At 68.3% G+C, this 20,556-nt stretch carries 24 protein-coding genes; 16 read left to right on the forward strand and 8 right to left on the reverse strand.

Translation table 11 applies throughout. The features are described from left to right. Nucleotides 1-70 precede the first annotated feature (70 nt). Together ybiB and cobA are read left to right on the forward strand one after the other, a co-directional pair. Nucleotides 71-1,000, forward strand: coding sequence for a DNA-binding protein YbiB (ybiB, locus tag PCQ86_RS13625; RefSeq protein WP_270173987.1), 930 nt, complete (start codon nucleotides 71-73; stop codon nucleotides 998-1,000). After that, nucleotides 997-1,806, forward strand: a complete 810-nt coding sequence (gene cobA, locus PCQ86_RS13630; protein ID WP_270173988.1) for a uroporphyrinogen-III C-methyltransferase — start codon at nucleotides 997-999, stop codon at nucleotides 1,804-1,806. Before ybiB ends, cobA begins: the two co-directional genes overlap by 4 nt. Nucleotides 1,807-1,810: 4 nt before the next feature. On the opposite strand, the gene PCQ86_RS13635 is transcribed toward cobA, so the two are convergent. Then, nucleotides 1,811-2,311 carry an acyl-CoA thioesterase gene (locus PCQ86_RS13635; RefSeq protein WP_011806000.1) on the reverse strand — a complete coding sequence of 167 codons (501 nt, stop codon included), beginning with the start codon at nucleotides 2,309-2,311 and terminating at the stop codon, nucleotides 1,811-1,813. A 194-nt stretch (nucleotides 2,312-2,505) separates the two neighbouring features. Between PCQ86_RS13635 and PCQ86_RS13640 the strand changes: the two genes are divergently transcribed. The 4 genes from PCQ86_RS13640 to PCQ86_RS13655 all read left to right on the forward strand — a co-directional run bounded on the left by PCQ86_RS13640 (nucleotide 2,506) and on the right by PCQ86_RS13655 (nucleotide 6,662). Further along, entirely contained in the window at nucleotides 2,506-3,672 is a 1,167-nt protein-coding gene (locus PCQ86_RS13640; protein WP_270173989.1) for an ABC transporter substrate-binding protein, read from the forward strand. 70 nt (nucleotides 3,673-3,742) lie between these two features. After that, nucleotides 3,743-4,984 carry an NAD(P)/FAD-dependent oxidoreductase gene (locus tag PCQ86_RS13645; RefSeq protein WP_270173990.1) on the forward strand — a complete coding sequence of 414 codons (1,242 nt, stop codon included), beginning with the start codon at nucleotides 3,743-3,745 and terminating at the stop codon, nucleotides 4,982-4,984. Between the two features lie 102 nt (nucleotides 4,985-5,086). Beyond that, nucleotides 5,087-6,292, forward strand: coding sequence for an NnrS family protein (locus tag PCQ86_RS13650; protein ID WP_270173991.1), 1,206 nt, complete (start codon nucleotides 5,087-5,089; stop codon nucleotides 6,290-6,292). 70 nt (nucleotides 6,293-6,362) lie between these two features. Continuing rightward, nucleotides 6,363-6,662, forward strand: coding sequence for a DUF2249 domain-containing protein (locus PCQ86_RS13655; RefSeq protein ID WP_011806004.1), 300 nt, complete (start codon nucleotides 6,363-6,365; stop codon nucleotides 6,660-6,662). A 67-nt stretch (nucleotides 6,663-6,729) separates the two neighbouring features. Here the strand turns inward: PCQ86_RS13655 and sufT are convergent, their stop codons facing one another. From sufT to PCQ86_RS13690, 7 genes are all read right to left on the reverse strand, one after another. Continuing rightward, a complete protein-coding gene (sufT, locus tag PCQ86_RS13660) occupies nucleotides 6,730-7,287 on the reverse strand; it encodes a putative Fe-S cluster assembly protein SufT (protein WP_270173992.1) in 558 nt (185 codons plus the stop codon). Beyond that, nucleotides 7,284-7,769, reverse strand: coding sequence for a Fe-S cluster assembly sulfur transfer protein SufU (gene sufU / locus PCQ86_RS13665; RefSeq protein ID WP_172207386.1), 486 nt, complete (start codon nucleotides 7,767-7,769; stop codon nucleotides 7,284-7,286). Before sufU ends, sufT begins: the two co-directional genes overlap by 4 nt. Next, on the reverse strand, nucleotides 7,766-9,031 hold the full coding sequence (locus PCQ86_RS13670; protein ID WP_270173993.1) for an aminotransferase class V-fold PLP-dependent enzyme: 1,266 nt from the start codon (nucleotides 9,029-9,031) through the stop codon (nucleotides 7,766-7,768). Before PCQ86_RS13670 ends, sufU begins: the two co-directional genes overlap by 4 nt. Continuing rightward, nucleotides 9,024-10,271: a SufD family Fe-S cluster assembly protein gene (locus PCQ86_RS13675; RefSeq protein WP_270173994.1), complete on the reverse strand. Its 1,248-nt coding sequence runs from the start codon at nucleotides 10,269-10,271 to the stop codon at nucleotides 9,024-9,026. The genes PCQ86_RS13670 and PCQ86_RS13675 overlap by 8 nt, the downstream gene beginning before the upstream one ends. 4 nt (nucleotides 10,272-10,275) lie before the next feature. After that, nucleotides 10,276-11,046: a Fe-S cluster assembly ATPase SufC gene (gene sufC, locus PCQ86_RS13680; RefSeq protein WP_103738027.1), complete on the reverse strand. Its 771-nt coding sequence runs from the start codon at nucleotides 11,044-11,046 to the stop codon at nucleotides 10,276-10,278. Nucleotides 11,047-11,126: 80 nt separating this feature from the next. Then, nucleotides 11,127-12,620, reverse strand: a complete 1,494-nt coding sequence (sufB, locus tag PCQ86_RS13685; protein WP_270173995.1) for a Fe-S cluster assembly protein SufB — start codon at nucleotides 12,618-12,620, stop codon at nucleotides 11,127-11,129. Nucleotides 12,621-12,770: 150 nt separating this feature from the next. After that, nucleotides 12,771-13,487 (reverse strand): ArsR/SmtB family transcription factor, encoded by a 717-nt coding sequence (locus PCQ86_RS13690; protein WP_270173996.1) that lies wholly within the window; start codon nucleotides 13,485-13,487, stop codon nucleotides 12,771-12,773. Nucleotides 13,488-13,595: 108 nt separating this feature from the next. Between PCQ86_RS13690 and PCQ86_RS13695 the strand changes: the two genes are divergently transcribed. From PCQ86_RS13695 to murI, 10 genes are all read left to right on the forward strand, one after another. Then, nucleotides 13,596-13,949, forward strand: coding sequence for an NIPSNAP family protein (locus PCQ86_RS13695; RefSeq protein ID WP_011806012.1), 354 nt, complete (start codon nucleotides 13,596-13,598; stop codon nucleotides 13,947-13,949). Then, nucleotides 13,946-14,350, forward strand: coding sequence for an antibiotic biosynthesis monooxygenase family protein (locus PCQ86_RS13700; RefSeq protein ID WP_047350509.1), 405 nt, complete (start codon nucleotides 13,946-13,948; stop codon nucleotides 14,348-14,350). The genes PCQ86_RS13695 and PCQ86_RS13700 overlap by 4 nt, the downstream gene beginning before the upstream one ends. A gap of 129 nt (nucleotides 14,351-14,479) precedes the next feature. Further along, nucleotides 14,480-14,692 (forward strand): 30S ribosomal protein S21, encoded by a 213-nt coding sequence (gene rpsU / locus PCQ86_RS13705; RefSeq protein WP_007833691.1) that lies wholly within the window; start codon nucleotides 14,480-14,482, stop codon nucleotides 14,690-14,692. Nucleotides 14,693-14,789: 97 nt separating this feature from the next. Then, the gene (locus PCQ86_RS13710; protein WP_011806014.1) at nucleotides 14,790-15,251 is read left to right on the forward strand and encodes a GatB/YqeY domain-containing protein; all 462 of its coding nucleotides are present in this window, start codon (nucleotides 14,790-14,792) and stop codon (nucleotides 15,249-15,251) included. A gap of 337 nt (nucleotides 15,252-15,588) precedes the next feature. Beyond that, entirely contained in the window at nucleotides 15,589-16,683 is a 1,095-nt protein-coding gene (locus tag PCQ86_RS13715; RefSeq protein WP_270173997.1) for a tartrate dehydrogenase, read from the forward strand. Between the two features lie 203 nt (nucleotides 16,684-16,886). Then, on the forward strand, nucleotides 16,887-17,159 hold the full coding sequence (locus PCQ86_RS13720; protein ID WP_047350512.1) for a metal/formaldehyde-sensitive transcriptional repressor: 273 nt from the start codon (nucleotides 16,887-16,889) through the stop codon (nucleotides 17,157-17,159). Next, on the forward strand, nucleotides 17,156-18,139 hold the full coding sequence (dmeF, locus tag PCQ86_RS13725; RefSeq protein ID WP_270173998.1) for a CDF family Co(II)/Ni(II) efflux transporter DmeF: 984 nt from the start codon (nucleotides 17,156-17,158) through the stop codon (nucleotides 18,137-18,139). The genes PCQ86_RS13720 and dmeF overlap by 4 nt, the downstream gene beginning before the upstream one ends. An 11-nt stretch (nucleotides 18,140-18,150) precedes the next feature. Further along, nucleotides 18,151-18,795, forward strand: coding sequence for a DUF938 domain-containing protein (locus PCQ86_RS13730; RefSeq protein ID WP_270173999.1), 645 nt, complete (start codon nucleotides 18,151-18,153; stop codon nucleotides 18,793-18,795). 25 nt (nucleotides 18,796-18,820) lie between these two features. Continuing rightward, nucleotides 18,821-19,252, forward strand: a complete 432-nt coding sequence (locus PCQ86_RS13735; RefSeq protein ID WP_270174000.1) for a GFA family protein — start codon at nucleotides 18,821-18,823, stop codon at nucleotides 19,250-19,252. 370 nt (nucleotides 19,253-19,622) lie between these two features. Then, nucleotides 19,623-20,498 (forward strand): glutamate racemase, encoded by an 876-nt coding sequence (gene murI / locus PCQ86_RS13740; protein ID WP_270174001.1) that lies wholly within the window; start codon nucleotides 19,623-19,625, stop codon nucleotides 20,496-20,498. Nucleotides 20,499-20,556: the final 58 nt, after the last annotated feature.

Consider the following 20,556-nt stretch of genomic DNA (forward strand, 5'->3'; position numbering starts at 1 on the left):
CATATAACAGGCGGTTATCAGACATGCCGCAGAATGGACACCACTCGTCCCACCCGCCAGCCAATACCCCATGGGCATCAGCCACTACATCAAGGAAATCGGCCGCGGCGCACGCGGCGCCAAGGCGCTGGACCGCGCGCAAGCCGCCGACCTGTTCGGGCAAGTGCTCGACGGCCGGGTGACCGATCTGGAGATCGGCGCCTTCTGCGTGGCCATGCGCATCAAGGGCGAGACCGCCGAGGAAATGTGCGGCCTGCTGGACGCGGTGCATGCGCGCATGGCCGCCATACCGGCCTGTGCGAACGGGCAGCCGCTCATCGTGCTGCCCAGCTACAACGGCGCGCGCAAGCTGCCCGTGCTCACGCCGCTGCTGGCGCTGCTGCTGGCGCGCGAAGGCTTGCCCGTGCTGTTGCACGGCATGCGCACCGAGGCGCGCCGCGTTCTGGCATCAGATGTGCTTGAAGCGCTGGATATACCTGCGCTAACAGCTCCTCGATCCATAGCACCCGGCAGCGTGGCGCACATCGGCACCGCGGTGCTGCTGCCCGGGCTGGCGCGCCTGCTGGCGGTGCGCGAGGTGATCGGCCTGCGCACACCGGGGCACAGCGTGGCCAAGCTGATGAACCCCTGCGCCGGCCCGGCGCTGGTGGTGAGCAGCTTCACCCACCCCGAATATTTCGACATCCTGAGCGGCACCTTTGCCACGCTGGGCGCGCACGCGTTGCTGTCGCGCGGGCTGGAGGGCGAGGTGGCGGCCGACCCGCGCCGCACGCCGCGCTACGACGCCTTCATTGGCGGCACGCACCAACTGCTGCAAGACCAGCAGCCCGGCACGGCCGCCGAAGTGCCGGGCCTGCCGACCGAGATCGACGTGGCCACCACCGCCGCCTATACCCGGCGCGTGCTGGCGGGCGACGCGCCCGTGCCCCCTGCCCTGCGCCAGCAGGTGGAACATATCTTGCACTTGAGCCGTCAAATCACTGCACAGGCCTCGTCATGACCACACCTTCTCTTCCAGCCCATGCAGGCAGCTGCACCCTGGTGGGCGCCGGCCCCGGCGACCCCGAGCTGCTCACCCTCAAGGCGGTGAAGGCCATCCAGGCCGCCACCGTGCTGCTGGTGGACGACCTGGTGAGCGACGCCATCGTCGCCCTGGCCCGCCCCGGCGCCCGCGTCGTGCATGTGGGCAAGCGCGGCGGCTGCAAGAGCACGCCCCAGGCGTTCATCGAAAGGCTCATGCTCACCGCCGTGCAGGAGGGCGAGACCGTGGTGCGCCTGAAGGGCGGCGATCCGTTCATCTTTGGGCGGGGAGGCGAAGAGGTGGAGCACCTGCGCGCGGCGGGCGTGCCGGTGCAGGTGGTCAATGGCATCACCGCCGGCCTGGCGGGCATGACGCAGCTGGGCGCGCCGCTCACCCACCGCGAACATGCGCACGGCGTGGTCTTCATCACGGGCCACAACAAGCCTGGGAAACAAGGCACCGACTGGCGCCAGCTGGCCGCCACCGCGCGCGATGCACGCCTGACCCTGGTGATCTACATGGGCGTGACCGGCTGCGCCCACATCCAGGAGGAACTGCTTACCGGCCTGCCTGCGCACACGCCGGCGGTGGTGATCCAGCATGTGAGCCTGCCGCAGCAGCGCCACGCGGTGACCACGCTGGGCCAGTTGCAGTCCACCATCACCCGCGAGGGGCTGGCCAGCCCCTCGGTGATCGTGATCGGCGACGTGGTGCGCGGCATCCAGGCCGTGGCGCACGGCGAAGATGCAGCCCCGGTAGCAGGCACGCGCAGCCGGGCGGTGTGACGGCTCAGCCGGCGGCGCTGGCCTGCGCCGCCTGGCGGATCTGCGCGAAGCGCTCGGCCTGTTCCTTGCGCAGGGCCTTGCGCAGCAGCGCGGCCTCCCAGCGGCGGCGCTCGTCGTAGCTGGTGGGGGCCAGCGGCGGCACGGGGGTGGGTTTGCCCGCATCGTCCACTGCCACCATCGAGAAGAAACAGCTGTTCACATGCCGCACCACCTGGGTGCGGATGTTCTCGGCCACCACCTTGATGCCGATCTCCATGGACGACGTGCCAGTATGGTTGACGCTGGCCAGGAAGGTCACCAGTTCGCCCACGTGGATGGGCTGCAGGAACATCACCTGGTCCACGCTCAGCGTGACCACGTAGCTGCCCGAATAGCGGCTGGCGCAGGCATAGGCCACCTGGTCCAGCAGCTTGAGGATGGCGCCGCCGTGGACGTTGCCGGAGAAGTTGGCCATGTCGGGCGACATGAGCACGGTCATGCTGAGTTGGTGCGCGGGAAGGTGCATGGCGGTATTAGAGCGTGTTTACGCCGACCGTGCGGGGCCGGAGCACGTGCCTTCACCCGCCACGCCCCGTGTCACACCCGCGTCACGGTTTCTTGGTTTCCCCCAGTGGGCGCTTGCGCCGGCGTTCCTAGCATGGCCCCTGCGCTGCCCATGGCGGTGCAGCGCCAGCCCAATACAAAAAGCAGGGAGCTCCCATGACCACGCCGTTCATCGTCCACCCTTGTGCGCCGCGCAGGCGGCTGCTGCAGTCGCTGTGCGCGAGTGCCTGTGCGCTCACGTGGCCGGCGCTGGCCCAGCAGCGCTCGGCAGACGCCAAGGCAGCCATCCTCATCGGGCGCTCCTCGGCACTGTCGGGCCCCATGGCGCCGTTCCTCACGCCGGTGCACGAGGGGCAGGAGGCCGCCCTGGCGGACTTCAACGAGGCCGGCGGCGTCGCAGGGCGCAAGGTGCAGCTCGTGTCCCTGGACGACAAGTTCGACGCCGCGCTCGCCCTGGACAACGCCCGCAGACTCGTGCAGGACAGCGGCGTGATCGCGCTGTTCGGCCAGGCCGGCACCTCGCAGGTGCTGGCGCTGCTGCCCTACCTGGCGCAGGCGCGCACGCCGCTGGTGGCCGTCTACACCGGCAGCCCCGCAGTGCACGGCGCGCGCAGCCCCTACCTGTTCACCACCAGCGCCAGCTACGCGGACGAGCTGGTGAAGATCGTGCGCAACCTCGTGGCCATTCAGACCACGCGCATCGACGTCGCCTACGAGAACAATGACTTCGGCAAGCTCGCCCTGCCCCTGGTCGAGAAGGCCATCACGGCCGAGGGCGGCACCTTCGTGGGCGCCCATGCCATGCACAGCAGCGGCCAGGACGCCGAGGCCGCCGCCAAGGCCCTGGCGGCCCTGCGGCCGCAAGCCGTGGTAATGATTGCCGCGGGCCCGCCCGTGGTGGCCTACGTGCGCGCCAACAAGGCGCACCTCGGCGTGCCGGTGTACACGCTGTCGCTGGGCGCGGGTGCGCAGGTCATCCGCGCACTGGGCAGTGACGCACGCGGGCTGGCCGTGGCGCGGACCACGCCGCCGCCTACGCGGCTGACCACTGCCGTGGCGCGCGAGTTCCAGGCGTCCATGAAGCGCCACGGCCACCCCGTGGACTACGACCGCTTCAGGGGCTACCTGGACGCGCGCATCCTCATTGAAGGCCTGCGCGCCGCGGGCCCTTCGGTGACGGGCGCATCGCTGGCCGCGACCCTGGAAGGACTGCACAAGGTGGACCTGGGCGGCTACACCTACCAGTACAGTGCGCAGAACCGCAATGGCTCCAGCTACGTGGACATTGCCGTGATTGGGCCCGACGGCAACTACATGCACTGAACTGCCTGCACTGCACGGCCTTGGAGCCCGTACGCGACAATCGGCGGCTTTGCCCGCCAGGTTGCTGCCCGTGTCCACACCCTTCTTTGATGCCGTCATCATCGGCGCCGGCGCCGCCGGCCTGTTCTGCGCCGCCCAGGCGGGCCAGCGCGGGCTCAAGGTGCTGCTCGTCGACCATGCCGACAAAGTGGCAGAAAAGGTCCGCATCTCGGGCGGTGGGCGCTGTAACTTCACCAACCGCGACCTGGACGTGCGCGCGCCGCACAAGCACTTCGTGGGGCAGAACGCGCAGTTCTGCCGCTCCGCGCTGTCGCGCTACACGCCGGCGGACTTCATCGCGCTGGTGGAGCGCCACGGCATCGCCTACCACGAGAAGCACAAGGGCCAGCTGTTTGCCGACCGCTCGGCCGAGGACATCATCGCCATGCTGCTGGCCGAATGCGCCCAGGGGCGCGTGGAGCGCTGGCAGCCCTGCGGGGTCAAGAATGTAGTCTTTTTGGCCGATGAGGCAGGCGGTACAAGCGCTGGCAGCTATCAAATCGATACCGATCGCGGCCCGGTGCAAGCGCGCAGCCTGGTGGTGGCGACGGGCGGGCTGTCCATCCCCAAGATCGGTGCCACGGACTTCGGCTACCGGCTGGCGCAGCAGTTCGGACTGCCGCTGGTGGCGCAGCGCCCCGGCCTGGTGCCGCTGACCTTCGACGGCCAGGCCTGGGCACCCTACGCGCAGCTTGCCGGGCTGGCGCTGCCGGTGGAGATCAGCACCGGCGCCAAGAAGGAACGCATGGCCTTCGTGGAAGACCTGCTGTTCACGCACCGTGGGCTGTCGGGCCCGGCCGTGCTGCAGATCTCCAGCTACTGGCAGCCGGGCACGCCGCTGGCCATCAACCTCGCACCGGGCGTGGACCTGCCGGCCGCGCTGGCCCAGGCCAAGGTGCGCTCGCGCAAGCTGATCGCCAACGAACTGGCCGCGCTCGTGCCCAGCCGTCTGGCCGACGCCTGGGCCAGCCAGAGCGCGGACTGGCAGCGCCCCATCAACGAAGCCGCGGACAAGGCCCTGGCGCGGTTGGCCGAGCGGCTGGCGCGCTGGGAGCTCACCCCCACGGGCACCGAAGGCTACAAGAAGGCCGAGGTGACGCTGGGAGGCGTGGATACGCGCGCCCTGTCGCAACAGACCATGGAATGCAAGACCCAGCCGGGCCTGTACTTTATCGGCGAGGTGGTAGACATCACCGGCTGGCTGGGCGGCTACAACTTCCAATGGGCCTGGGCCAGCGCCCACGCCTGCGCCCAGGCCCTGCCGCTCCACTGAACGCCCTCCGTCTCAACGGGCCGTCTGTGCTCGAAGTTGTGGCCGATTTTTAATATTCATGTAAAATGAATCTTAAGAAAACCGCCCTGCCAAAGGCCTGCCATGTCCCTGCCCCCGCTCGTCTCCGCCTCCCGCCCGGCCCAGCCCGCCGCTCCGCTGCACGGCTGGCCATTGCTACGACTGGGGTTTCGGCCCTTCTACCTGGGCACGGCCCTGCTGGCCTGTCTGGCGGTGCCGCTGTGGATAGCGATCTTTCTGGGCCGCATCCAGGTACCGTTGCCGATGTCACCTTTGCTGTGGCATGCGCACGAGATGCTGTTCGGCTTCGCCGCGGGCGTGGTGGCGGGCTTTCTGCTCACCGCCGTCAAGGCCTGGACCGGCCTGGAGACGGCCCGTGGTCCGCTGCTGGGCGCGCTGGCCCTGCTGTGGCTGGCCGCGCGGCTGGCTTCGCTGGTGGCGCCCTACGCCGTCTATGCCACGCTGGACATGCTGCTGCTGCCGGCCGTGGCCGCCGTGCTGCTGCGCGTGCTGATCAAGGCCGGCAACAAGCGCAACATTCCGCTGATCTGCCTGCTGCTGCTGATGGCTGCGGCCAACCTGGTGTTCCATCTTTCGGTGCTGGGCATCGTGGCGGTGCCGGCCGTGAGCGCGCTGTATGCCGAGCTGGCGCTGATCCTCATGGTGGTGAGCGTGATCACCGGCCGCGTGGTGCCCATGTTCACGCGCAACGTGACGCCCGGCCTGGTCATCAACATGCCGCGCAAGTTCGAGCTGTCGCTGCTGGCCGTCACGGCCGTGGCGCTGGCGCTGTGGGTGTTCGCAGCGCCCGCGCCGGTGGTGCTGGTGGCCAGCCTCGCGGCGGGTGTGATGCATGCGGTGCGGCTGTGGAAGTGGCATCCGCAGGTCACGTTCAAGCGCCCCATCCTCTGGATCCTGCACGCTTCGTACGCATGGCTGCCCTTGGGCTTCGTGCTGCTGGCGCTGGCGCAACTGGGCTGGGTCGTGCCGTCGCTGGCCGTGCATGCCTTTGCCGTGGGCGTGATCGGCGGGCTGATCATCGGCATGGTCACGCGCACCGCGCGCGGCCATACGGGCCGGCCGCTGCAGCCCTCGCGCGGCGAGGTGGTGGCCTATGCCCTGGTGATGCTGGCCGCCGTGCTGCGCGTGCTGGTGCCCGCCGTGCAACCCGCCTGGTACGCCTATGCGCTGGAAGGCGCCGCCTGCCTGTGGGCCATCGCTTTCGCGATCTACCTCGTGATCTACACACCCTGGCTGATGCGCACCCGTCTGGACGGCAAGGACGGCTGATGCCGGCCCATGCCTCACAACTGCAAGCTCCCTCCCCCCTTTTTTCTACACACACCCGAAAGGTTGAACCATGAGCAACACCGTTTCCGTGATCGACGTACGCACCATCGCTCCTTATGAGCGCCATGCGCAAATCTTTGGCCGCCTGGACGCGCTGGGCGCGGGCGAGTCGCTGCAGATCGTGAACGACCACGACCCCGTGCCGCTGCGCATGCAACTGGAAGGCCGTGCACCCGGCCAGTTCCAGTGGGCATACCTGGAGGCAGGCCCCCGCCAGTGGCAGATCGAAATCACCAAGCTGGCATCCAAGACCCAGGCCGCCGCAGAGGCTGAAGACTCCTGCTGCTCGGGCGGTGCTTGCTGCGGCTGATCGGCAAAGCCACTCAACCAAAGCAAAAGGGGCAGGTATCACCTGCCCCTTTTTGATCGTCCCTGCTTCACAGCCCCAGCGCCAGCTGCGCCTCCTCGCTCATCATGGAGCGATCCCAGGGCGGGTCAAACACCAGATTCACCGTGATCTCGCCCACGCGCGGCAGGGCCAGCAGCTTGTCGCACACCTCGTCGGCAATCGCTTCGCCCATGCCGCAGCCGGGGGCGGTGAGCGTCATGTCCACCAGCGCGCGCACCTTGTGGGCATCGTCGGGCAAGGGCTCGAAAGCCAGCCGGTACACCAGGCCCAGGTCCACGATGTTCACCGGAATCTCCGGGTCGTAGCAGGTGCGCAGCGTCTCCCACACCAGCGGCTCCAGTTCCTCGATGGGCAGGTCAGCGGGCGCGGTAATAGCCTCGGGTGGCGTCTTGCCGATGGCGTCGGCATCTACACCCTTCAGCCGCATGAGCTGGCCTTCGACCAGCAGCGTGAAGGACGAACCCAGCGCCTGCGTGATCTGCGCCAGTTGCCCGGCCTCCAGTTCGATCGGCTCGCCGCTGGGAATCGCCTCCACGGTCACGTTGCGGCGCACCAGCACATCCTCGCGATGGCGGCGGTAGGTCATGCGGGCTCCTCCTCAGTACTTACGCTCTGGCCGTTGCCGTTGCCGTTGTCGGCAATCGCATGCATCAGCGCATGCCAGCCCAGCAGGGCGCACTTGATGCGGCTGGGGTACTGGCGCACGCCGGCCAGGCTGACCAGCTTGCCCAGCGGGGCATCCTCAGGGGCTTCTTCCCCCGTCAGCACCGCACGAAAGTGCTGCTGCAGCGCCTGCGCGGCGGCAACCTCCTTGCCCTTCACGGCCTCGGTCATCATCGAGGTGGAGGCCATGCAGATCGCGCAGCCCTGGCCGGTGAAGCGGATGTCCTGCACGCGCCCTTCCTGCAGCTGCAGTTCCACGGCAATGCGGTCGCCACACGACGGGTTCGTGCCCTGCGCCTGGTGCGTAGGCTGCGGCAAATGGCCGAAGTTGCGCGGTGCGCGCTTGTGCTCCAACACCACTTCCTGGTACAGCTCGTTCTCGGCGTTGCCGGTGAATCCAGTCATCGCATGACCTCCAGGGCCTGGGCCACGCCGGCGATCAAGCGCTCGACCTCCTCATGGCTGTTGTACAGCGCGAACGATGCGCGCGTGGTCGGCCCCAGCCCCAGGTGCTCCTGCAGCGGCTGTGCGCAGTGGTGGCCCGTGCGCACGGCGATGCCGCGCTCGTCCAGCAGCGTGCCGATGTCGTGCGGGTGCACGTCGCGTGCCACAAACGACACCAGCGACGCCTGCGTGGCATGCGGGGCAAGCACCGTCACACCCTCCAGTGCCGACAAGCCCGCCAGCGCCTGCGCGCGCAGGGTCTGCACGTGCAGGTCAATGGCCTCTCGGCCAATACCATCGATGAAGCGCGCCGCCGCCGCCAGGCCCACGGCCCCGGCCACGTTGGGCGTGCCGCCTTCCAGCCGCGCAGGCAGAGCCGCATAGCCCGCAGCGGTGTAGCTCACCCACTCCACCATGTCGCCCCCCAGGCGCAGCGGGTACAACCTCTCCAGCGCCTCGCGCCGGCCGGCCAGTGCGCCGGTGCCCATGGGCCCGTACATCTTATGGCCGGAGAAAGCCATGAAGTCCGCCTCCAACTCCGCCAGAGCGGGTATGGCATGGCCCACCGCCTGCGCGGCATCCAGCACCGTGAGGGCGCCGGCCGCGCGTGCCATGGCCAGCAGTGCCTCATACGGAGGACGCTCGCCCGTGGCATTGGCGCACGCCGTGAGTGCCAGCACGCGGGTGTTGGGTGTGAGCAATGGCGTCAGATCGGCCTCATGCACGCGCCCCTGCGCGTCGGGTTTGAGAACGACCAGTTCCGCCCCGCTCATGCGCGCGGCCTGCTGCCAGGGCACCAGGTTGGCATGGTGCTCCAGCCCGCTCACGATGATGCGGTCGCCGGGGCGCAGCCAGGCCTTGCCCGGCCCCGCTGCCCATAACCCTTGGGCGACGAGGTTCAGCGCCTCGGTCGTGCCGCTGGTGAAGACCAGTTCATGCTGCGTGCCCGCGCCGATGAAGCGCTTGAGCGTGGCACGCGCCTCTTCAAAAGCGTCGGTGGCGCGCTGGCTCAGCGTGTGCACGCCGCGGTGAATGTTGGCGCGGTCATGGCGTTCGAAGCGCTGCATGGCTTCCTGCACCGCCAGTGGCATCTGCGTGGTGGCGGCGTTGTCCAGATAGGCCAGCGGCTGCCCGTGGATGCGCTGCGCCAGCACCGGAAACTGCGCGCGCAGTGCCTGCACCGGCAGGCCGCCGGTGTGCAACAAAGGATGTGGTTTACCCATGGTGTGCCTCCTCGGCTGTGGGCTTCAGGCGGGCGATCGCACCGGCCAGCCAGCCGCTCTGCAGCCACTGCGCCAGCATGCCGTCCCCCTCGGCCCCCAGGCATCGATCAAGCAACGCTTGGGCCATGCCTTCTATGATGAGCGCGCGCGCAGCCGCGTCATCCAACCCGCGCTGGCGGGCGTAGAACAGCGCATCCTCGGGCAACGCGCCCCAGGTAGCGCCGTGCGCGGCCTGCACGTTGTCGTGCAGGATCTCCAGGTGCGGGCGCAGGATCAAACGTGGCTGGCCCGCCAGCGGCACGCCGGCCAGGCGCTGGCGCACATCGGCCCCGTCACTGCCGGGCGCGATGCGCGTATAGGCATTCGCCACCGCGTGGGCGCGGCCCTGGGCCAGGGCCAGGGTCTCGACCTGGCTCACGGCCTGTGCAGCTTGCAGGTCGGTGTACGTCTGCTGGTCCAGCTTGCCGTCCGCCAACAGCAGCAACGCGGCCTGCCGCGCGCTGGCGCCCGCGCCCTGCAGCGTGATGTGGCTGCGTTGCAGGTGGTAGCTGGCGCCCGTGGCAACCAGCGCCTGGGCATAAGCGGCACCTGACGCCACATGGACCTGCAGGTGGTGCGCCACGCGGTCGTCGGCCAACGGCGCAGCGACGCGCAGGTGCTGCAGCTGTGCCCCCTGCGCCAGACGGATGTGGGCGTGCAGGTTTTGCGCCACGGCCGACAGACCGTCTGCGGCAGGCCGCTCGTGGGTTTCGATCAGAACGCACTGCACGCCGGCTTCCACGTCCAGCACCAGCAAGGGCGCCTCGGCCGCGGCGCCGGGCTGGTGGTGCAGCTCCAGGCGCACGGGCTCGCGCTCACGGCCCGGCGTGGCGGCCACGCGCAGGCGCAGGCCCCGGCGGCACAGGGCACGGTGCGCCCAGGCGAAGGGGGCAGCAGCCCCATCCCCACTGCCGGACTCTGGCGACGGCAGCCCTGCCATCAACTCGGCGCGCTGCGCCGGATCCAGGGCGTCCAGCCAACGCGCCTGGACGCTGGTGGCCGCCTGTGCATGGGGCAGGCGCAGCGTCCAGCCTGCACCCGCGGGCAACGAGGCCTCATCGACGACCTCGGCCTGCGTTCCCAGCCAGTCCTGCAGCGCGGGCGGGGGCAAGTGGTGAAAGGCTTCGCTGCGCCGGGCAATCCAGCCCTGCGTCTGCAGGCGCTTGCGCGCGGCGTGCATGTCGGCTTGTGCGCTGTTCATGGTGTCATGCCTCCGCTGTGGCCGGTTGGCGCGCAAAGCCCGTGCGGGCGATGCGCCGCGCCAGCTCCACGTCGCCCGTCTCGGCGATGCGGCCCTGGTCCAGGCGCAGCACGGTGTCGGGCTGCAGCTGCTCGATCAGGTGCAGGTAGTGCGATACGACGATGAAGGCCGTGCCCTGTTCGCGCAGTTTCTGCACCAACGCGACCACGGCGCGCACGCCGTCCACGTCCATGCCCGAGTCGATCTCGTCCAGCAGCGCCAGGCGCGGTTGCAGCAGGGCCAGCTGCAGCAGTTCATTGCGCTTGCGCTCGCCGCCGGAAAAACCTTCGTTCACCGGGCGGCCCAGCATGGCCTGGGGCAGCCCCAGTTCCTGGGCGGCCTGCTTGGCGCTGGCCAGGAAGTCGAACGCGTCCAGCGGCTGCTGGCCGCGCGCCTCGTGCACGGCATTCAGCGCGGTGCGGATGAACAGGTTGTTCTTCACGCCGGGCACATCGGGCGGCGACTGGAAGGACACGAACAGCCCCGCGCGGGCGCGCTCATGCGCCGGCAGCTGCAGCAGGTCCTGCCCGTCCAGCAGCGCCTGGCCGTCCTGCACCTGGTAACTCGGGTGGCCGGCCAGCGCCATGCCCAGCGTGCTCTTGCCGCTGCCGTTGGCGCCCATCAGCACGACGAGCGCGCCGGCGGGCACGTCCAGCGAGACCGATTGCAGCACGGTGCGCTCGCCAACGCGCACACGCAGGTCGCGCACTTGCAGCAAAGGAGTGGTGGAGGTCATGTGGGTTTCCTATTAATTTGATAGCTATTCGCGCTGGATGGATAAGGGCTGGATGCCGTTTTTATTCAAATCTTGTGATCTCAGCCCACCGCGCCTTCCAGCGACACGGCAAGCAGCGCCTTGGCTTCCAGCGCGAATTCCATGGGCAACTCTTCCAGCACCGCCTGGCAAAAGCCGCCGACGATGAGGGCCGTGGCCTCCTGCGGGTCGATGCCGCGCTGCTGGCAATAGAACAGGCGCTCCTCCGAAATGCGCGTGGTGGTGGCCTCGTGCTCCAGCACGGCATCGCTGCGCGCGGTGTCCACGTAAGGGAAGGTGTGGGCGCCGCAGTCGGGCCCGATGAGCAGCGAGTCGCACTGCGTGTGGTTGCGCGCGCCGGCGGCGCCGGGGTTCACGCGCACCAGGCCGCGGTAGCTGTTGTGCGCGTGGCCTGCGCTGATGCCCTTGGAGACGATGCGGCTGGTGGTGTTCTTGCCCAGGTGGATCATCTTGGTGCCGGTGTCCGCCTGCTGGAAGTGGTTGGACACGGCGATGGAGTGGAACTCGCCGTTCGATTCGTCGCCGCGCAGCACCACGCTGGGGTACTTCCAGGTGATGGCCGAGCCGGTCTCGATCTGCGTCCAGGCGATGCGCGAGCGCCTGCCGGCCGCCAGGCCGCGCTTGGTCACGAAGTTGTAGATGCCACCCACGCCGTTCTCGTCGCCGGGGTACCAGTTCTGCACCGTGGAGTATTTGATGAACGCGTCGTCGTGCGCGATCAACTCCACCACTGCGGCGTGCAACTGGTTCTCGTCGCGCTGCGGGGCGGTGCAGCCCTCCAGATAGCTGACCGAACTACCCTCCTCGGCAATGATCAGCGTGCGCTCGAACTGCCCCGTGTTCTGCGCGTTGATGCGGAAGTAGGACGACAGCTCCATGGGGCACTTCACGCCCTTGGGGATGTAGACAAAGGAGCCATCGGAAAACACCGCCGAGTTCAGCGCGGCGTAGAAGTTGTCGCCCTGCGGCACCACAGTACCCAGGTATTTCTCGACCAGCTCCGGGTGGTTCTGCACCGCATGCGAGAACGAGCAGAAGATCACGCCCACCTCGGCCAACTGCTCGCGGAAGGTGGTGCCCACCGAGACCGAGTCGAACACCGCGTCCACCGCCACGCCCGCCAGGCGGGCGCGCTCGTGCAGCGGCACGTTGAGCTTCTCGTAGGTCTCCAGCAGCTTGGGGTCCACCTCGTCCAGGCTCTTGGGTGCGTTTTTGAGCGACTTGGGTGCCGAGTAGTAGCTCAGCGCCTGAAAATCGATGGGCTCGATCTTCAGGTGCGCCCAGTCGGGCAGCTCCATCGCACGCCAGCGCTCGAAGGCCGCCAGCCGCCAGTCCAGCAAAAACTGCGGCTCGCGCTTCTTGCGCGAGATGGCGCGGATGGTGTCCTCGTCCAGGCCCGGCGGCAGGGAATCGGACTCGACGTCGGTGACGAAACCGTGCTGGTACGGGCGCTGCAGCGCCTGCTCCAGCGCGGGCGCCTGCGGCGCCTCGCGACCGGCGACGGGCGCATCGAGGATGGCGGGTTGTGAGGACATGACCGTGGGGCGGAGTTTTAATATTCATATGTTATGAATCTTTTAAAAATCCGCCAAACCCGCATGCGGTCCCTGCACCCGCATCAGGGGTTTACCGGCTCGCCGCTTCTTGGGCCAGCGGCTTGACGTCAGGCCAGCGCATCACCCCACTCAGCCGGTCACCTCGCCCCAACGCACCACGCCCAGCCAGTTGCGCAGCGCCACCACGCCGGGCGGCGTGATCTCCAGCGCGCGCGATGCCTGCGCGCGCCGCAGCCAGCCGCGCTCCAGGCAATGCACGCACAGCAGCGCCCCCAGGCGCCCGGCCATGTGGGGGCGGCGCTCACTCCAGTCCAGACAGGGCCGGCATGGTGGGCGCCGCGCGGCGCCTGCGGCCAGTGCGTCCTGCGCGGCCAGGCCCAGCGGTGCCAGCACAGCCTGCGCCCGGCCGGTCACCCGCCCACCCGCATCGTCATCGAAGACGATGGCGCCCTCCTCCAACAGGTGCGCGGCGATGGCCACGCCCAGGCGGCCGGCAATATGGTCATAGCAGGTACGCGCCTGGCGCAGCGCCGCGTCGCGCGGGCCCACGACCACGGGCGACGTAGTCGCCTGCCGCACGGCCAGCTGCATCAGTCCTTCCAGTAAATGCGCCACCTCTGGCGAAGCCAGGCGGTGGTACCGATGGCGCCCCTGGCGTTCCAGCACCAGCAGCCCGGCCTCCACCAACAGGCCCAGGTGGCGGCTGGCCGTGGCGGCAGACACGCGCCCAGCCTCGGCCAATTCACGTGCCGTAAGGGCGCGCCCATCCATCAGCGCGACCAGCATGGCGGTGCGTGCCGGCTCGCCCACCAGGGCCGCGACATGCGCAATCTGGTTGGTGTTCATGCGCGCAGTGTGCCGCAGCCAGCCCGGCGCACGCTTCGTTCCGGGACGAAACATCGGCCGTGCGACGGCCGGCACCATGGACGCATCCACCCACCACAGGAGCACGCCATGCCCATCACCTGTTTCATCCGCTACGAAATCGACCCCTTTCAGCGCGAGGCCTTTCGCGCCTATGCCGAAGCCTGGGGGCGCATCATCCCGCGCTGCGGCGGCCACCTGCTGGGCTACTTTCTGCCCAGCGAGGGCACCAATTACGAGGCCTGGGGCCTGATCGCCTTCGCCAGCCTGGCCGACTACGAGGCCTACCGCGCCCGGCTCAAGGCCGACCCCGAGGGCCGCGCCAACTTCGAGATGGCGCAGCGCCAGCGCTTCATCCTGCGCGAGGAACGCAGCTTCACCGAGGCGGTGGCGGGCACCCTCGCGCGCCCCGCATCGCCCACCACCACGCAGGCCCAGCCATGATCGCCGTCATCTTTGAAGTGCAGCCGAGCAGCGACGGCCGCCAGGCCTACCTGGACCTGGCGGCGGACCTGCGCGCCGCGCTGCAGGCCATCGACGGCTTCATTTCCGTGGAGCGCTTCGAGAGCCTGTCCACGCCCGGCAAGCTGCTGTCGCTAAGCTTCTGGCGCGACGAAGAGGCCGTAGCCCGCTGGCGCGCGTTGCCGCAGCACCGCCAGGCCCAGGCGACGGGCCGCGCAGGCGTGTTTGCCGACTACCGGCTGCGCGTGGCCACCGTGCAGCGCGACTACGGCCTACATGCGCGAGGAGAGACACCCGCCGACTCGCGCGCCTGCCATGCGCCGCGGCCTGTGCCCAACCCCGCGCCGGGCAGCCGCTTGCCCGGCAGCGCAGAGCCGTTATAATGCTCGGCTCTGCTGGCATGACCCCGTCGGCCGGATACTAGTTACAGACGGGGAAAACCGCCGTATATGGCTTTTGGGCCCGATCTTCCCGAAAACCCGCTAGCGGCACCTATTGGAAAACATTAGCTAATGACGACCATTCGTGTAAAAGAAAACGAACCCTTTGACGTGGCCCTGCGCCGCTTCAAGCGCACCATCGAAAAGCTGGGCCTGCTGACCGACCTGCGCGCCCGTGAGTTCTACGAAAAGCCCACCGCCGAGCGCAAGCGCAAGAAGGCTGCCGCCGTGAAGCGCCACTACAAGCGCGTGCGCAGCATGCAGCTGCCCAAGAAGCTGTACTAAGCACAGCCCGGCGTTGACACCAGACGCCACAAAACCCGCGCTAGGGACGCCAAGCGCGGGTTTTTTGTTTTCTACACCGTTTGACTGGAGAAACACCATGAGCCTCAAGGACCAGATCACCGAAGACATGAAAACCGCCATGCGCGCCAAGGACAGCGAGCGCCTGGGCACCATCCGCCTGCTGCAGGCCGCCATGAAGCAAAAGGAAGTGGACGAGCGCATCACGCTGGATGACGCGGCCATCGTGGCCATCGTGGACAAGCTGATCAAGCAGCGCAAGGACAGCATCACCGCCTTCGAGGGCGCGGGCCGCCAGGACCTGGCCGACAAGGAAAAGGCCGAAATGGCCGTGCTGCAGGCCTACCTGCCCGAACGCATGTCGGCCGACGAAGTGGCTACCGCAGTGAAGTCCATCGTGGCCGAAGTCGGCGCAGAACTGGGCAAGACGGTGGGCCCCGGCGACATGGGCAAGGTGATGGGCGTGGTCAAGACCCGCCTGGCCGGCAAGGCCGACATGGGCCAGGTGTCGGCCGCCGTGAAGGCCGCGCTGAGCAGTTAATTGCCACTATGCTATTCATAGCTGCTCGCGCTTGATGTGTCTCGATCACAGACCCATTTGGCATTGAGTTCATTCGCTGGCAAGCGCTGGTAGCTATCGTTTTTGCTGCGCCGCACACGCCCCGCTCAACAGCCGCTCGGACACCCACAGACCTGGCTGCTGGCAGACCGCTGGGCTGCGCGGGGCGCGGCCCCCGTACTGGGCGTCCCCCCGCCATTCCGTGCGCAGCGGCAAACGTCCTGCCAACGTCACGAAAGACGCAGACACGGGCGCGCACATTGAACGGACACTCTCCTCGGTGAACAATGGCGGGCTTACATCGTTTGAAAAGCCACCCATGCAGCAGCAACGCACCCACAAGATCGCCGTGATCGCCGGAGACGGCATCGGCAAGGAAGTCATGCCCGAAGGCCTGCGCGCCGTGCAGGCCGCCGCCCGGCGCTTCGGTCTGAACCTGGAACTGCACACCTTCGACTGGGCGCATTGCGAGTATTACGCCCGGCACGGCCAGATGATGCCCGACGACTGGAAGTCGCAGCTGTCGGGCATGGACGCCATCTTCTTCGGCGCCGTAGGCTGGCCGGCGACCGTACCCGATCACATCTCGCTGTGGGGTTCGCTGCTGAAGTTCCGCCGCGAGTTCGACCAGTACATCAACCTGCGCCCCGTGCGCCTGTTCGAGGGCGTGCCCTGCCCCCTGGCCGGCCGCAAGCCCGGCGATATCGACTACCTCGTGGTGCGCGAGAACACCGAGGGCGAATACACGTCGCTGGGCGGCATCATGTACGAGGGAACGGACCGCGAGATCGTGATCCAGGAGTCGGTCTACTCGCGCCACGGCGCCAACCGCCTGCTGAAGTTCGCCTTCGACCTGGCGCAAAGCCGCCCGCGCAAGCACGTGACGCTGGCCACCAAAAGCAACGGCATCGCCATCAGCATGCCCTGGTGGGACCAGCGCGCCGACGATGTCGCCAAGGGCTACCCCGAAGTCACGCTGGACAAGCAGCACATCGACATCCTCACCGCGCGCTTCGTGCTGCAGCCGGGGCGCTTCGACGTGGTGGCCGCTACCAATCTGTTTGGCGACATCCTCTCCGACCTCGGGCCGGCCACCACCGGCACCATCGGCCTGGCACCGTCGGCCAACCTGAACCCCGAGCGCACCTTCCCCAGCCTGTTCGAGCCCGTGCACGGCTCGGCGCCCGACATCTATGGCCAGAACATCGCCAATCCGATCGCCATGATCTGGTCCGGTGCGCTGATGCTGGACTTCCTGACCCACGGCCAAGGCGCGGGGCGGCAGGCCCACGATGCCATCGTTGCGGCCATCGAAGAGATCATCAAAAGCGGCCCGCGCACGCCAGACCTGGGCGGTGCGGCAAGCACCACGCAGGTGGGCGAGGCCATCGCCGCGCGCATCGCGCACGGGTAACCCCCGCCCGCAGGGCGCAGCATGTTTCCGTCAACGGACTTACGCTATTGATTAAATAGCATGCAGCGCTTGTCCATCAAGCGCTGCAGCCCATTTCAGCAACATATTGCGCACGCGCCCGCTGCGCGCAATGGCCGCGTTCCCGCCGCGGTCCGTGCGGCCGGGTTAGCATAGCCCCCCACACTATATTTTCGAGTCATTCCATGTCCCACACCCGCGGGCAAAAAGACAAGCTGATCGCACGCGTGCGGCGCATCAAGGGCCAGATGGAGGGCATCGAGCGCGCCCTGGAGGGTGACGCCGCGTGCGCAGAAGTGCTGCGGCAGCTCGCTTCGGCACGCGGCGCCATGAATGGTCTGACCACCGAAGTCATGCTGGGCCACCTGCAGGCTCATGTGGTGGACGCCGGCACCGATGCCGAGCGCCGCACCGGCGGCGAAGAAATGATGGACATCCTGCGCTCGTACCTGAAATGACTTCCTCCACCCTGCACACCGCGGGCGCGGCGCCCGCACCCTTCCCCGCCGACCATCACCACGTCTTCCTGGGCACGGAGCACCAGCGCAACGAGCGGCGCGTGTGGCTCGTGATCGCGCTGACGGCCAGCATGATGGTCGCCGAGATGCTGGCGGGCAAGCTGTACGGTTCGATGGCCCTGGTGGCCGACGGCTGGCACATGTCCACGCACGCCGGTGCCATGCTGATCACTGCGCTGGCCTATGGGTATGCACGCCGCCATGCGGCCAACCCACGCTTCTCGTTCGGCACCGGCAAGATGGGCGACCTGGCCGGCTTCGCCAGCGCCGTGGTGCTGGCCATCGTGGCGCTGCTCATCGCGTGGGAGAGCTTCCTGCGGCTGACCGACCCCGTGCCCATCCGCTTCGAGCAGGCGATCGCCGTGGCGGTGATCGGCCTGGTGGTGAACCTGGTGTCCGCCCGGCTGCTGCATGGCGGACAGGGGCACCACCACCATGGCCACGATCGCGGGCACGACCATCACCACGCCGACCACGACCACGATCACGGCCGCCATGGCCACGACAACAACCTGCGCGCGGCGTACCTGCATGTGCTGGCCGACGCGCTGACCTCCGTGCTGGCCATCGCGGCGCTGCTCGTGGGGCGCAGCTACGGCTGGCTCTGGGCCGACCCGGCCATGGGCGTGGTGGGCGCGCTGGTGATCGCCCGCTGGTCCTGGGGGTTGATCCGTGACGCCGGCAGCGTGCTGCTGGATGCGCCGGCCGAAGGGCCGCAGGTCCGCCAGGAGATCGAGGACATCCTCGCCGCCACGGGCGACACGCTGAAAGACCTGCACGTCTGGCAGGTCGGCCCGGGCCATTTTGCTGCCATCGTTTCCGTCGCCTCGGCCACGCCGCAGCCCGCGCAGCACTACAAGGCCCTGCTGCTGCCGGTGCACGAGCTGTCGCACGTCACCGTGGAAGTACAGGCGCTTTGAGCACACATGCCATGAGTCACCCTCCCTTGCCGTTCTCCCAGGCCTGCGAAAACAACCAGGCGCCCATCTTCGCCGTGCTGCAGCAGGCCTTTGCCGACCGGCGGCATGTGCTGGAGATCGGCTCGGGCACAGGCCAGCACAGCGTGTATTTCGCGCCGCGCCTGCCCCACTTGGTGTGGCAGACCAGCGACCTGGCGGACAACCACGCGGGCATACGCGCCTGGCATGCGCAGCACCCGGCCCCCAACCTGCGCCCGCCGCTGCTGCTGGACCTGGCGCACAGCGATTGGCCGCAGGGCGAGCCTGACAGCGGGCCGTTCGACGCGGTATTCAGCAGCAACACCGCGCACATCGTGGCCTGGCCGCTGGTGCAGCGGCTGTTCGCGCTGGCCGGTGCCCACCTGCCTGGCGGCGGCGTGCTGGCGCTGTACGGCCCCTTCAACTACGGCGGCACCTACACCAGTGACAGCAACCGCGCCTTTGATGCCTGGCTGCGCCAGCGCGACCCGCACAGCGGCATCCGCCACTTCGAGGACATCGTGGCACTGGCGGCACAGCACGGCCTCGCGCTCGCGCACGACCACGCCATGCCCGCGAACAACCGGCTGCTGGTGTTCCACCACACCACCGCCCCGGCGGAGCCTGCCGTAGAGTGACGCCAACACACCCTCGCCGTCTGCCATGAACCCATCCGAGCCGCTGCACCACGGCGCCTGCCTCTGCCAGGGCGTGCGCTTCACGATCCGCGGGCCGCTGTCCCCGATCCAGATCTGCCACTGCGCGCAGTGCCGCCGCGCGCAGGGCAGCGCGTTTGCCGCCAACCTGCCGGTGGACGTGGATCGGCTGCAGTTCCAGGCCGGCCAGGACCTGCTGCGGCGCTTCGAGTCCTCCCCCGGCAAGCGGCGCGTGTTCTGCGGCATCTGCGGTTCGCCTGTATTCAGCGAACGTGACAGCCTGCCCGGCGTGGTGCGCATCCGCGCAGGCCTGCTGGACGAGCCCGTGGCCACGGCGCCGGCATTCCACATGCATGTGGCCTCGCGCTGCAGCTGGTGGCCCCTCCAGGACGACCTACCCCAGCACCCGCAGGGGTACGTACTGCCCGGCGCGGCCTAGGGCCTGTTCACACTATTTTTGCCAGATGCGTTGCGATCAAAAAGGGCCAGGCGCAAGGCGCCAAACGAAGCTGGGGTGCTACCCCAGCGAGGCTTGGCAACGCCGCGAATGGCCCTTTTTGATCGCAACCCGGAGGGAACGGAGTGAAAACCGCGCCATTCGTCGTTGCCCTCCTAGCCAAGGCCCCGGCCTTGGCGTCGTCACGCGCCTAGATTGGCGCGGTTTTCACGCCATTCGCACTGGCAAAAATAGTGTGAACAGGCCCTAGAGCGCACCCCTGCAGCCCGGCCACCGCACGGGCATACTGGAGGCCCGTGCGCCGCCGCCCCTCCTGGCGGTGCCCTTTCCCCGATTTCTTGCCACGCCTTCCATGACATCGCCCCTTGCCGCCCGTCCCATTGGTGTGTTCGACAGCGGCATTGGCGGCCTGAGCGTGCTGCAGGCGCTGCGCCACGAACTGCCGCACGAGCATTTCGTCTACCTGGCCGACAGCGGCAACGCTCCCTACGGCGACGCCAAGGGCGACGCCTTCGTGCAGCAGCGCACGCTGGCCATCGCCCGCTGGCTGCGCGAACACCACGACATCAAGGCGCTGGTGGTGGCCTGCAACACGGCCACCGCCGCCGCGGTGGAACAACTGCGCGCCGCCTTGCCCGACCTGCCCGCCATCGGGGTGGAGCCGGCGCTCAAGCCCGCCGCCGCCAGCAGCCAGACGCACCACGTGGGCGTGCTGGCCACGCGCGGCACGGTGGGCAGCGCGCGCTTTCAGCGCCTGCGCGATGGGCATTCGGCCGGCACGCGCTTTTCGGTGCAGCCTTGCGACGGCCTGGCGCGCGCCATCGAGCAAAGCACCGAGGAGCCGCTGCCCGCCGCCGCATCCATGGCAAAAATAGAAGCGCTTTGCGCCCAGTACACGGGCGCGCTGGGCACTTTTGGCTTGAAGACGGGCGAGATCGACACGCTGGTGCTGGGCTGCACCCACTACGTGTTCGCCAAGGACATGCTGCGCGCCCTGGTGGGGCCGGATGTGCAGATCATCGACACAGGTGCGCCCGTGGCGCGCCAGACCCGGCGCATCCTCGACCAAGCCCACGCCCTCGCACCCGAGCACGCGGCGGATGGCGCGCCCGCCGCGCCGGGGCATATCCAGCTCTACACCACCGGCCAGTTGGCCGCGCTGCAGTCGGCAGCCGAACGCTGGCTACAGTTGCCCGCGCTGTACTGCGCGGCGCTGCAGATCGACTGAGATTTAAGCCAAAACGGGCCGTAGCGCTTACCTATCAAGCGCTGGCAGCTATTTTTTC

This window comes from Diaphorobacter sp. ED-3, from assembly GCF_027625375.1.
In the GTDB taxonomy this organism is placed as follows: Bacteria; Pseudomonadota; Gammaproteobacteria; order Burkholderiales; family Burkholderiaceae_C; genus Diaphorobacter; species Diaphorobacter nitroreducens.